Source organism: Ramlibacter pinisoli, from assembly GCF_009758015.1.
GTDB lineage: Bacteria > Pseudomonadota > Gammaproteobacteria > Burkholderiales > Burkholderiaceae_C > Ramlibacter > Ramlibacter pinisoli.
Genome location: NZ_WSEL01000003.1, coordinates 2,436,640 through 2,448,980, shown reverse-complemented (window position 1 = coordinate 2,448,980; position 12,341 = coordinate 2,436,640). Strand labels below are relative to the sequence as shown.

Genomic DNA, 12,341 nt, shown 5'->3' with positions numbered 1-12,341 from the left:
GCCTGCGCTTCGCCATCCGCGAAGGCGGCAAGACCGTCGGCTCCGGCGTTGTCGCCAAGATCATGGAGTAAAGGTCTAGGGGTATAGCTCAATTGGCAGAGCGTCGGTCTCCAAAACCGAAGGTTGTAGGTTCGATTCCTACTGCCCCTGCCACCTGAGGTGGCGCCCGACCGAACCAAGCCCGTCCGCGCGACGGGCTTCACCGTCTGTAAAGGCGGTTCATTTTTGGAAGCAGGAACACGGCAGTCATGGCCACTTCGCAAGTTGAGACCGTCAGCACCGGCGCCGACAAGGCCAAGCTCGGTGGCGCGATCGCACTGGTGATCGCCGCCCTCGTGGGCTTCTACCTGCTCGGCCGCCAGGGCGCCATCGCCCAGTGGGGCGCGCTGCTGGTGGGTCTGGCCGCGGCGTTCGTGGTGTTCATGTCGTCCGAGCCGGGCAAGGAATTCGCCGGCTTCGGCCGCGACGCCTGGAAGGAAGTCAAGAAGGTCGTCTGGCCGAGCCGCAAGGAGGCCATCCAGATGACCGCCTACGTCTTCGGCTTCGTGGTCATCATGGCCCTGTTCCTGTTCCTGACCGACAAGACACTGGAATGGGTCTTCTACGACCTGATCCTGGGCTGGAAGCATTAAATGAGCGACACCGAAACCTCCCAGGGCGGCGCCGCCGACCAGGCGCCCGCCAAGCCGGTCAACCCCGACCTGCGCTGGTACGTGGTGCACGCGTACTCGGGCATGGAAAAGGCCGTCGAGCGCAACATCCGCGAGCGCATCACCCGCGCCGGCATGCAGGACATGTTCGGCGAGATCCTGGTGCCCACCGAGGAAGTGGTCGAGATCAAGAACGGCCAGAAGCGCACCTCCGAGCGCCGCTTCTACCCGGGCTACGTGCTGGTGCAGATGATCATGAACGATGACACCTGGCACCTGGTCAAGCACACCAACAAGGTCACCGGCTTCGTCGGCGGCGCCAAGAACCGCCCGGCCCCGATCTCCGAGGACGAGGTCGCCAAGATCCTGGGCCAGATGGAAGAGGGCGTCGAGAAGCCGCGCCACAAGGTCGAGTTCGTGGTGGGCGAGTACGTGCGCGTCAAGGACGGCCCGTTTACCGACTTCAACGGCACGGTCGAAGAAGTCAACTACGAGAAGAGCAAGGTCCGCGTGTCGGTCACCATCTTCGGCCGCGCCACGCCGGTCGAGCTCGAGTTCTCGCAGGTCGAGAAGACCTGACCGGAACCACGGGGGCGGGCCGCTGCGGCGCCGCCTCCTGCAGCCTGCCGCCCTCCAGGCTCGGCGACAGGCCAAGTGCAAGTCCGAGCCGTCAACCCCGGGGAGCCGAGGTCGCCATCGACCGAAGCGTCATCACCCGCAAGGAGTACTGAACCATGGCGAAGAAAATCGTCGGTTTTGTCAAGCTGCAAGTGCCGGCTGGCAAGGCCAATCCGTCGCCCCCCATCGGCCCGGCCCTGGGCCAGCGCGGCCTCAACATCATGGAATTCTGCAAGGCGTTCAACGCCCAGACCCAGGGTGTCGAGCCGGGCCTGCCACTGCCGGTGGTGATCACCGCCTACGCCGACAAGAGCTTCACCTTCATCATCAAGACGCCGCCGGCGACCACCTTGATCAAGAAGGCCATCAAGCTCGACAAGGGCTCGGCCAAGCCGCACACCGACAAGGTCGGCAAGATCACCCGGGCCCAGCTCGAGGAGATCGCCAAGACCAAGCTGAAGGACATGAACGCGGCCAGCATCGATGCGGCCGTCAAGACCCTGGCCGGCTCCGCCCGGTCGATGGGCGTGACCGTGGAGGGTGTGTAAATGGCCAAGCTGACCAAGAAGCAGAAAGCCCTGCAGGGCAAGGTCGACAGCAACAAGCTGTACGCCCTGTCCGAGGCGCTGACCATCGTCAAGGACGCCGCCACCGCCAAGTTCGATGAGTCCATCGACGTGGCCGTGCAGCTGGGCATCGACGCCAAGAAGTCCGACCAGGTGGTGCGTGGCGCCGTCGTCATGCCCAACGGCACCGGCAAGACCAAGCGCGTGGCCGTGTTCGCCCAGGGCGCCAAGGCCGACGAAGCCAAGGCTGCCGGCGCCGACGTGGTCGGCATGGACGACCTGGCCGCTCGAGTCAAGGCCGGCGACATGCCGTTCGACGTGGTGATCGCCGCCCCCGACGCGATGCGCGTGGTCGGCACGCTGGGCCAGATCCTGGGCCCGCGCGGCCTGATGCCCAACCCCAAGGTCGGCACCGTGACCCCGGACGTCGCCACGGCGGTGAAGAACGCCAAGGCCGGCCAGGTGCAGTTCCGCGTCGACAAGGCCGGCATCATCCACGGCACGATCGGCCGCCGCTCGTTCGACGCCGACAAGCTGCAGGGCAACCTAGCGGCGCTGATCGACGCGCTGAACAAGGCCAAGCCGGCCTCGAGCAAGGGCGTCTACCTGCGCAAGGTGGCCGTGTCCTCGACCATGGGCGTGGGCGTCCGGGTCGACCTGCAGTCGCTCGTCGCGCAGGGCTGAGAGAGATTCCGGCCCGCCCCGCAAGGGTGGGCCGGTGTGGTGGGCTGGCGGGCCGGTGCGAACCGGGCCGCCAGGCCATCCGAGACCGCTGGCGCGCAGCGATGCGCTTAATTGCGGCCGCAAGGCCGGCGCCAGCGCAGATGGCGATCCCGCCGAGATGGAACCCAGGTTTCCTCGAGGTTGGTCGCTGCAACTAGGCGTGCCGCAGGGTGCAGACCCGACGGCACATTGGAAGGAGTAGACCTTGAGTCTGAATCGCAGTGAGAAGCAAGCGGTCATCGAAGAAGTGACCGGGCTCGCCGCTAAAGCTCAAACGCTGGTGATGGCGGAATACCGCGGCATCACGGTCGCCGACATGACGAAACTGCGCAACGACGCGCGCAGCAAGGGCGTCAGCCTGAGTGTTCTGAAGAACACCCTGGCCCGCCGTGCTGTGGCCGGCAGCGCCTTCGAAGTGGTCGGCGACCAGATGACCGGTCCGCTGATCTACGGCTTCTCCGTGGACGCTGTGGCCGCCGCCAAGGTGGTGGCCGATTTCGCGAAGACCAACGACAAGCTGGTCATCCGCGGCGGCGCCTACGGCGGCAAGGCCCTGGACGTCAACGGCGTGAAGCAGCTGGCCAGCATCCCGACCCGGGAAGTGCTGCTGGCCCAGCTGTGCGGGCTGTTGATGTCGCCGATCTCCCGCACCGCCGTGGTGCTGGGTGCGCTGGCGGCCAAAAAAGGCGAAGCAACGACCGAAGCAGCCGCCGCTTGAGCGCCGGCCTGTCAACCCAACCTTAGGAAATCAAAAATGGCATTCGACAAAGACGCATTCCTGACCGCGCTGGACAGCATGTCGGTCATGGAACTCAACGAGCTGGTCAAGGCGATCGAAGAGAAGTTCGGCGTGTCCGCCGCCGCCATGGCCGCCCCGGCCGCCGGTGGTGCCGGTGGCGCCGCCGCCCCGGCCGCAGAAGAGAAGACCGAGTTCACCGTGATGCTGCTGGAAGCCGGCGCCAACAAGGTGTCGGTCATCAAGGCCGTGCGCGAGATCACCGGCCTGGGCCTGAAGGAAGCCAAGGACCTGGTCGACGGCGCTCCCAAGGCCGTCAAGGAGGCCATCGCCAAGGCCGACGCCGAGGCGGCCAAGAAGAAGCTGGAAGACGCCGGCGCCAAGGTCGAGCTCAAGTAAGCCTTCCTTCGCACGGAGGCTGGAGTGCCCGAAAGGGCCTCCAGCCTTTGGTGCTTCTAGCGGCGTGCCCTGAAAGCACCCGAAAGCACTGGGACAATACGCGGTTCCCCCCAGTGTTTTCGAGTGTCTTCTGACCCGACTGCAGAAGAGACCTTGGTTCGGGCCGTGTGCAATGCACGGCCGTCCGCCATGGTTGGTAGTGGCCAACCCGCCAAGCAACGCCGCCCCTCGCGCCCGGGGTGCGGCGCGTCAGTTGCGCAAGAGCTCATAGCCCGGAGATCTCATGGCCTATTCCTATACCGAACGCAAGCGCATCCGCAAGAGTTTCGGCAAACGCGACAGCGTCCTCGAGGTGCCGTACCTGCTGCAGATGCAGAAGGACGCCTACACCGCCTTCCTGCAGGCTGACGCCGCCCCGGGCAAGCGCACCGTCGAGGGCCTCCAGGCTGCCTTCGACGCCGCCTTCCCCATCGTCTCGCACAACGGGTTTGTCGAGATGAAGTTCATCGAATACAACCTGGCCAAGCCCGCCTTCGACGTGCGCGAGTGCCAGACCCGCGGCCTGACCTTCGCCTCGGCCGTGCGCGCCAAGGTGCAGCTGATCATCTACGACCGCGAGTCGTCCACGCCGCAGAGCAAGGTGGTCAAGGAAGTCAAGGAGCAGGAGGTCTACATGGGCGAGGTGCCCCTGATGACCGACAAGGGCTCCTTCATCATCAACGGCACCGAGCGCGTGATCGTGTCGCAGCTGCACCGCTCGCCGGGCGTGTTCTTCGAGCACGACAAGGGCAAGACGCACAGCTCGGGCAAGTTGCTGTTCAGCGCCCGCATCATCCCGTACCGCGGCTCCTGGCTCGACTTCGAGTTCGATCCCAAGGACGTGCTGTACTTCCGCGTCGACCGTCGCCGCAAGATGCCGGTCACCATCCTGCTCAAGGCCATCGGCCTGACGCCCGAGTCGATCCTGGCGAACTTCTTCGTCAACGACAACTTCCGCCTGATGGACAGCGGCGCGCAGATGGAATTCGTGCCCGAGCGCCTGCGCGGAGAAGTGGCCCGCTTCGACATCACCGACAAGTCCGGCAAGGTCGTGGTCGCCAAGGACAAGCGCGTCACCGCCCGCCACACCCGTGACCTCGAGACCACCGGCACCACGCACATCAGCGTGCCGGAAGACTTCCTCATCGGCCGCGTGGTGGCCCGCAACATCGTCGACCAGGATACCGGCGAGATCATCGCCAAGGCCAACGACGAACTGACCGAGGCGCTGCTCAAGAAGCTGCGCACCGCCGGCGTGCAGGACCTGCAGGTCATCTACACCAACGAGCTCGACCAGGGCCCGTACATCAGCCAGACGCTGCGCATCGACGAGACGGTCGACGAGTTCGCCGCCCGCGTCGCCATCTACCGCATGATGCGCCCCGGCGAGCCGCCGACCGAGGACGCGGTGCAGGCCCTGTTCCAGCGCCTGTTCTACAACCCGGACACCTACGACCTGTCGCGCGTGGGCCGGATGAAGTTCAACGCCAAGGTCGGCCGCGACGAGAGCACCGGCCCGATGGTGCTGACCAACGAGGACATCCTCGCCGTCGTCAAGATCCTGGTCGACCTGCGCAACGGCCGCGGTGAAGTCGACGACATCGACCACCTGGGCAACCGCCGCGTGCGCTGCGTCGGCGAGCTGGCCGAGAACCAGTACCGCACCGGCCTGGCGCGCATCGAGAAGGCCGTCAAGGAGCGCCTCGGCCAGGCCGAGCAAGAGCCGCTGATGCCGCACGACCTGATCAACTCCAAGCCGATCTCCGCGGCCCTGAAGGAGTTCTTCGGTGCGTCGCAGCTGTCGCAGTTCATGGACCAGACCAACCCGCTGTCCGAGATCACGCACAAGCGCCGCGTCTCGGCCCTGGGCCCGGGCGGCCTGACCCGCGAGCGCGCCGGCTTCGAGGTGCGCGACGTGCACGTCACCCATTACGGCCGGGTCTGCCCGATCGAGACGCCGGAAGGCCCGAACATCGGCCTGATCAACTCGCTGGCCCTGTACGCCCGCCTGAACGAGTACGGCTTCATCGAGACGCCGTACCGCCGCGTGCACGACGCCAAGGTCACCGACGAGATCGACTACCTGTCGGCCATCGAGGAAGGCAAGTACGTCATCGCCCAGGCCAACGCCACGCTGGACGCCGAAGGGCGCCTGACCGGCGACCTGGTGTCGGCGCGCGAACGCGGCGAATCCATCCTGGTCTCGGCCGATCGCATCCAGTACATGGACGTGTCGCCGGCGCAGATCGTCTCGGTGGCCGCCTCGCTGGTGCCGTTCCTGGAGCACGACGACGCCAACCGCGCGCTGATGGGCGCCAACATGCAGCGCCAGGCGGTGCCGGTGCTGCGCCCCGAGAAGGCCTTCGTTGGCACCGGGATCGAGCGCGTCTCCGCGGTCGACTCCGGCACCGTCGTCACGGCCAGCCGCGGCGGCGTGGTCGACTACGTCGACGCCACCCGCATCGTAGTGCGGGTGAACGACGCCGAGGCGCAGGCCGGCGAGGTCGGGGTGGACATCTACAACCTGATCAAGTACCAGCGTTCCAACCAGAACACGAACATCCACCAGCGTCCCATCGTCAAGCGCGGCGACATCATCGCCAAGGGCGACGTGGTGGCCGACGGCGCCTCGACCGACCTGGGCGAGCTGGCGCTGGGCCAGAACATGCTGGTCGCGTTCATGCCCTGGAACGGCTACAACTTCGAGGACTCGATCCTGATCAGCGAGCGCGTGGTGGCCGACGACCGCTACACCTCGATCCACATCGAGGAACTGGTGGTGATGGCGCGCGACACCAAGCTGGGCGCCGAGGAAATCACCCGCGACATTCCGAACCTGTCGGAGCAGCAGCTCAACCGCCTGGACGAGAGCGGCATCATCTACGTGGGCGCCGAGGTCATGCCGGGCGACACGCTGGTGGGCAAGGTCACGCCCAAGGGCGAGACCACGCTGACGCCGGAGGAGAAGCTGCTGCGCGCGATCTTCGGCGAGAAGGCCTCCGACGTGAAGGACACCTCGCTGCGCGTCGACCAGGGCTCGCAGGGCACCGTCATCGACGTGCAGGTGTTCACCCGCGAGGGCATCCAGCGCGACAAGCGCGCCCAGCAGATCATCGACGACGAGCTCAAGCGCTTCCGCCTGGACCTGAACGACCAGCTGCGCATCGTCGAGGCCGACGCCTTCGACCGCATCGAGAAGCTGCTGAACGGCCGCATCGCCAACGGCGGCCCGCAGAAGCTGGCCAAGGGCACCAAGATCGACAAGGCCTACCTGGCCTCGATCGAGAAGTACCACTGGTTCGACGTCCGCCCGGCCGAGGACGATGTGGCCTCGCAGCTCGAGTCGATCAAGAACTCGATCGAGCAGCAGCGCCACAACTTCGACCTCGCGTTCGAGGAAAAGCGCAAGAAGCTGACCCAGGGCGACGAGCTGCCGGCCGGCGTGCTGAAGATGGTCAAGGTCTACCTGGCCGTCAAGCGCCGCCTGCAGCCCGGCGACAAGATGGCCGGCCGCCACGGCAACAAGGGCGTGGTCTCCAAGATCGTCCCGGTCGAGGACATGCCCTACATGGCCGACGGCACGCCGTGCGACATCGTGCTCAACCCGCTGGGCGTGCCCTCGCGCATGAACGTGGGCCAGGTGCTGGAAGTGCACCTGGGCTGGGCCGCCAAGGGCATCGGCCAGCGCATCGGCAACCTGCTGCAGGCCGAGGCCAAGCAGGCCGAGCTGCGCAAGTTCCTCGAGGAGCTGTACAACAAGTCCGGCCACCGCGAAGACCTGTCCAAGCTGTCCGACGGCGAGGTGCTGGAGATGGCCGGCGAGCTCGCCAAGGGCGTGCCGTTCGCCACCCCGGTGTTCGACGGCGCCTCGGAGCAGGAAATCCGCAACATGCTGCAGCTGGCGTTCCCCGAGGACGTGATGCGGGTCAAGGGCCTGACCGCCACCCGCACCCAGGCGCACCTGTACGACGGCCGCACCGGCGACCAGTTCGAGCGCCCGGTCACCGTGGGCTACATGCACGTGCTCAAGCTCCACCACCTGGTGGACGACAAGATGCACGCCCGCTCCACCGGCCCGTACAGCCTGGTCACCCAGCAGCCGCTGGGCGGCAAGGCGCAGTTCGGCGGCCAGCGCTTCGGCGAGATGGAAGTGTGGGCGCTGGAAGCCTACGGCGCCTCCTACACGCTGCAGGAAATGCTCACCGTCAAGTCCGACGACGTCCAGGGCCGCACCAAGGTGTACGAGTCCATCGTCAAGGGCGAGCACGCCATCGAGGCCGGCATGCCGGAATCGTTCAACGTCCTTGTCAAGGAGATCCGCTCGCTGGGTCTCGACATGGAACTCGAGCGGTCTTAATTAGGAAGGGATTGAGTCAATGAAATCGCTACTCGACCTGTTCAAGCAATTCACCCCGGACGAGCATTTCGATGCCATCCGCATCGGCATCGCCTCGCCGGAGAAGATCCGTTCGTGGTCGTTCGGTGAGGTGAAGAAGCCGGAAACCATCAACTACCGCACGTTCAAGCCCGAGCGCGACGGCCTGTTCTGCGCCAAGATCTTCGGCCCGATCAAGGACTACGAGTGCCTGTGCGGCAAGTACAAGCGCCTGAAGCACCGCGGCGTGATCTGCGAGAAGTGCGGCGTGGAAGTGACCCAGACCAAGGTGCGCCGCGAGCGCATGGGCCACATCGACCTGGCCGCGCCCTGCGCGCACATCTGGTTCCTGAAGTCGCTGCCGTCGCGCCTGGGCCTGGTGCTCGACATGACGCTGCGCGACATCGAGCGCGTGCTGTACTTCGAGGCCTACGTGGTCACCGACCCCGGCATGACCCCGCTGAAGAAATTCAGCATCATGTCCGAGGACGACTACGACGCCAAGCGCAAGGAATACGGTGACGAGTACATCGCCAAGATGGGCGCCGAGGGCATCAAGGACCTGCTCGAAGGCATCGACATCGACATCGAGATCGAGAAGCTGCGCGGCGACCTGACCGGCTCGGAAGTCAAGGTCAAGAAGAACGCCAAGCGCCTGAAGGTCCTGGAGGCGTTCAAGAAGTCGGGCATCAAGCCCAACTGGATGGTCATGGACGTGCTGCCCGTGCTGCCGCCGGACCTGCGTCCGCTGGTGCCGCTGGACGGCGGCCGCTTCGCGACCTCCGACCTGAACGACCTGTACCGCCGCGTCATCAACCGCAACTCGCGCCTGCGCCGCCTGCTGGAGCTCAAGGCTCCGGAAATCATCGCTCGCAACGAGAAGCGGATGCTGCAGGAGGCCGTCGACAGCCTGCTGGACAACGGCCGCCGCGGCAAGGCCATGACCGGCGCCAACAAGCGCGCGCTGAAGTCGCTGGCTGACATGATCAAGGGCAAGAGCGGCCGCTTCCGCCAGAACCTGCTGGGCAAGCGCGTCGACTACTCGGGCCGCTCGGTCATCACCGTGGGCCCGACCCTCAAGCTGCACCAGTGCGGCCTGCCCAAGCTGATGGCGCTGGAGCTGTTCAAGCCCTTCATCTTCTCGCGCCTGGAGGCGATGGGCATCGCCACCACCATCAAGGCGGCCAAGAAGGAAGTCGAGTCCGGCACGCCGGTGGTCTGGGACATCCTGGAAGAGGTGATCAAGGAGCACCCGGTCATGCTGAACCGGGCCCCGACGCTGCACCGCCTGGGCATCCAGGCCTTCGAGCCGATCCTCATCGAGGGCAAGGCGATCCAGCTGCACCCGCTGGTGTGCGCGGCCTTCAACGCCGACTTCGACGGCGACCAGATGGCCGTGCACGTCCCGCTGTCGGTGGAAGCGCAGATGGAAGCCCGCACGCTGATGCTGGCCTCCAACAACGTGCTGTTCCCGGCCAACGGCGAGCCGTCCATCGTGCCGTCGCAGGACGTGGTGCTGGGCCTGTACTACACCACCCGCGAGCGCACCAACGCCAGGGGCGAGGGCATGATCTTCGCCGACGTGGGCGAGGTGCAGCGCGCGCTGGACGCCAACCAGGTCGAGCTGACCGCCAAGGTCGCGGTGCGCCTGACCGAGTGGAACAAGGACAAGGCCAGCGGCGAGTTCGTGCCGTCCACCAGCCTGGTCGACACCACCGTCGGCCGTGCGCTGCTGTCCGAGATCCTGCCCAAGGGGCTGCCGTTCTCGAACCTGAACAAGGCGCTGAAGAAGAAGGAAATCTCGCGCCTGATCAACGCCAGCTTCCGCAAGTGCGGCCTGAAGGAGACCGTGGTCTTCGCCGACAAGCTGCTGCAGAACGGCTTCCGCCTGGCCACCAAGGCCGGCATCTCGATCGCCATCGACGACATGCTGGTGCCGCCGCAGAAGGCCGACATCATCGCCCGCGCCGAGAAGGAGGTGAAGGAGATCGAGCAGCAGTACGTCTCGGGCCTGGTCACCGCCGGCGAGCGCTACAACAAGGTGGTGGACATCTGGGGCAAGTCGGGTGACGAGGTGTCCAAGGTCATGATGGCCCAGCTGGCCAAGGAAAAGACCACCGACCGCCACGGCAAGGAAGTGGACCAGGAGTCGTTCAACTCCATCTACATGATGGCCGACTCCGGTGCCCGCGGCTCGGCCGCCCAGATCCGCCAGCTGGCGGGCATGCGCGGCCTGATGGCCAAGCCGGACGGCTCGATCATCGAGACCCCGATCACGGCCAACTTCCGCGAAGGCCTGAACGTGCTGCAGTACTTCATCTCCACCCACGGCGCCCGCAAGGGCCTGGCGGACACGGCGCTGAAGACCGCGAACTCGGGCTACCTGACGCGCCGCCTGGTCGACGTGACCCAGGACCTGGTCGTCACCGAGGTCGACTGCGGCACCTCCGACGGCTCGCTGATGCGCGCCATCGTCGAGGGCGGCGAGGTCATCGAATCGCTGCGCGACCGCATCCTGGGTCGCACCGCGGCCGAGGACGTGCTGCACCCCGAGTCGCGCGACGTCATCGTGCCGGCCGGCAACATGCTGGACGAGGACACGATCGAGGAGCTCGAAGGCGCCGGCGTCGACGAGGTCAAGGTGCGCACCGCGCTCACCTGCGCCACCCGCTTCGGCCTGTGCGCCAAGTGCTACGGCCGCGACCTGGGCCGCGGTGGCCTGGTCAACGTCGGCGAGGCGGTCGGCGTGATCGCCGCCCAGTCGATCGGCGAGCCCGGCACGCAGCTGACCATGCGCACGTTCCACATCGGTGGCGCCGCCTCGCGCGCTGCCATCGCGTCGAGCGTGGAAGCCAAGTCCAACGGCGTGATCGGCTTCAACAGCACGATGCGCTACGTGACCAACGGCAAGGGCGAACTGGTCGTCATCGCACGTTCCGGCGAGATCGTCATCCATGACGAGCACGGCCGCGAGCGCGAGCGCCACAAGCTGCCGTACGGCGCCACGCTGGCGGTCAAGGCCGACCAGTCGGTCAAGGCCGGCGCCATCCTGGCCAACTGGGACCCGCTGACCCGACCCATCATCACGGAATTCGCCGGCAAGGTGAGGTTCGAGAACGTGGAAGAGGGCCTGACGGTCGCCAAGCAGGTCGACGAGGTCACCGGCCTGTCGACGCTGGTGGTGATCGACCCGAAGCGCCGCGGCTCGGCCAAGGTGGTGCGCCCGCAGGTCAAGCTGATCGACGCCAGCGGCGGCGAGATCAAGATCCCCGGCACCGACCACTCGGTGACCATCGGCTTCCAGGTCGGCGCGCTGATCCAGGTGCGCGATGGCCAGGACGTCGCCCCGGGCGAGGTGCTGGCGCGCATCCCGATCGAAGGCCAGAAGACCCGCGACATCACGGGCGGCCTGCCGCGCGTGGCCGAGCTGTTCGAAGCCCGCTCGCCCAAGGACAAGGGCGTGCTGGCCGAGGTCACCGGCACCGTGTCGTTCGGCAAGGAGACCAAGGGCAAGATCCGCCTGCAGATCACCGATCCGGACGGCAAGGTCTGGGAAGAACTCGTGCCGAAGGAAAAGAACATCCTGGTGCACGAGGGCCAGGTGGTGAACAAGGGCGAGACGGTGGTCGACGGCCCGGCCGACCCGCAGGACATCCTGCGCCTGCTGGGAATGGAGGAGCTGGCCCGCTATATCGTCGACGAGGTCCAGGACGTCTACCGCCTCCAGGGCGTGAAGATCAACGACAAGCACATCGAGGTGATCGTTCGCCAGATGCTGCGTCGCGTCGTGGTCGAGAACGCGGGCGAGTCGGGCTACATCGGCGGCGAGCAGGTCGAGCGCTCCGAGATGCTGGACACCAACGACGCGCTGCGGTCCGACGACAAGATCCCGGCGACCTACAGCAACCTGCTGCTGGGCATCACCAAGGCCTCGCTGTCGACCGACTCGTTCATCTCCGCGGCCTCCTTCCAGGAAACCACGCGGGTGCTGACCGAGGCGGCCATCATGGGCAAGCGCGACGAGCTGCGCGGGCTGAAGGAGAACGTCATCGTCGGCCGCCTGATCCCCGCGGGCACCGGCATGGCCTACCACCAGGCACGCAAGGCCAAGGACCAGATGGACGAGGCCGAGCGCCGCGCCATCGCCGAGTCCGAGGCGGCCGAACTGGCCGGCGTCACGGCCGACGCCACGGTGCCCGAGACCACGGAAGGTGCTGCCGGCGAGTAACCGCCGC

The 12,341-nt window shown here is 66.4% G+C and carries 9 protein-coding genes and 1 tRNA gene; all 10 read left to right on the top strand.

The window, feature by feature from the left end; genetic code table 11:
• The first annotated feature begins 2 nt into the window (after positions 1–2).
• Positions 3–71 (top strand): EF-Tu C-terminal domain-related protein, encoded by a 69-nt coding sequence (locus GON04_RS27265; RefSeq protein ID WP_370530052.1) that lies wholly within the window; start codon positions 3–5, stop codon positions 69–71.
• Positions 72–77: 6 nt separating this feature from the next.
• Positions 78–153 (top strand) — tRNA-Trp (locus GON04_RS13110).
• A gap of 95 nt (positions 154–248) precedes the next feature.
• Positions 249–632, top strand: coding sequence for a preprotein translocase subunit SecE (gene secE, locus GON04_RS13105; RefSeq protein ID WP_157398278.1), 384 nt, complete (start codon positions 249–251; stop codon positions 630–632).
• Positions 633–1,229 carry a transcription termination/antitermination protein NusG gene (gene nusG / locus GON04_RS13100; RefSeq protein WP_157398277.1) on the top strand — a complete coding sequence of 199 codons (597 nt, stop codon included), beginning with the start codon at positions 633–635 and terminating at the stop codon, positions 1,227–1,229.
• A gap of 155 nt (positions 1,230–1,384) precedes the next feature.
• Positions 1,385–1,816, top strand: coding sequence for a 50S ribosomal protein L11 (gene rplK / locus GON04_RS13095; protein WP_157398276.1), 432 nt, complete (start codon positions 1,385–1,387; stop codon positions 1,814–1,816).
• Positions 1,817–2,518, top strand: a complete 702-nt coding sequence (rplA, locus tag GON04_RS13090; RefSeq protein WP_157398275.1) for a 50S ribosomal protein L1 — start codon at positions 1,817–1,819, stop codon at positions 2,516–2,518. It begins immediately after the preceding gene.
• Positions 2,519–2,762: 244 nt separating this feature from the next.
• Positions 2,763–3,275, top strand: coding sequence for a 50S ribosomal protein L10 (rplJ, locus tag GON04_RS13085; protein WP_157398274.1), 513 nt, complete (start codon positions 2,763–2,765; stop codon positions 3,273–3,275).
• Between the two features lie 36 nt (positions 3,276–3,311).
• Positions 3,312–3,692 (top strand): 50S ribosomal protein L7/L12, encoded by a 381-nt coding sequence (gene rplL / locus GON04_RS13080; protein ID WP_157398273.1) that lies wholly within the window; start codon positions 3,312–3,314, stop codon positions 3,690–3,692.
• A 283-nt stretch (positions 3,693–3,975) separates the two neighbouring features.
• On the top strand, positions 3,976–8,088 hold the full coding sequence (gene rpoB, locus GON04_RS13075; RefSeq protein WP_157398272.1) for a DNA-directed RNA polymerase subunit beta: 4,113 nt from the start codon (positions 3,976–3,978) through the stop codon (positions 8,086–8,088).
• Positions 8,089–8,107: 19 nt separating this feature from the next.
• Positions 8,108–12,334, top strand: coding sequence for a DNA-directed RNA polymerase subunit beta' (gene rpoC, locus GON04_RS13070; RefSeq protein WP_157398271.1), 4,227 nt, complete (start codon positions 8,108–8,110; stop codon positions 12,332–12,334).
• Positions 12,335–12,341: the final 7 nt, after the last annotated feature.

Bases quoted from the DNA above. Each gene is read 5' to 3' on its own strand.
- secE (WP_157398278.1), top strand. From the start codon at position 249: ATGGCCACTTCGCAAGTTGAGACCGTCAGCACCGGCGCCGACAAGGCC.
- nusG (WP_157398277.1), top strand. From the start codon at position 633: ATGAGCGACACCGAAACCTCCCAGGGCGGCGCCGCCGACCAGGCGCCC.
- rplK (WP_157398276.1), top strand. From the start codon at position 1,385: ATGGCGAAGAAAATCGTCGGTTTTGTCAAGCTGCAAGTGCCGGCTGGC.
- rplA (WP_157398275.1), top strand. From the start codon at position 1,817: ATGGCCAAGCTGACCAAGAAGCAGAAAGCCCTGCAGGGCAAGGTCGAC.
- rplL (WP_157398273.1), top strand. From the start codon at position 3,312: ATGGCATTCGACAAAGACGCATTCCTGACCGCGCTGGACAGCATGTCG.
- rpoB (WP_157398272.1), top strand. From the start codon at position 3,976: ATGGCCTATTCCTATACCGAACGCAAGCGCATCCGCAAGAGTTTCGGC.
- rpoC (WP_157398271.1), top strand. From the start codon at position 8,108: ATGAAATCGCTACTCGACCTGTTCAAGCAATTCACCCCGGACGAGCAT.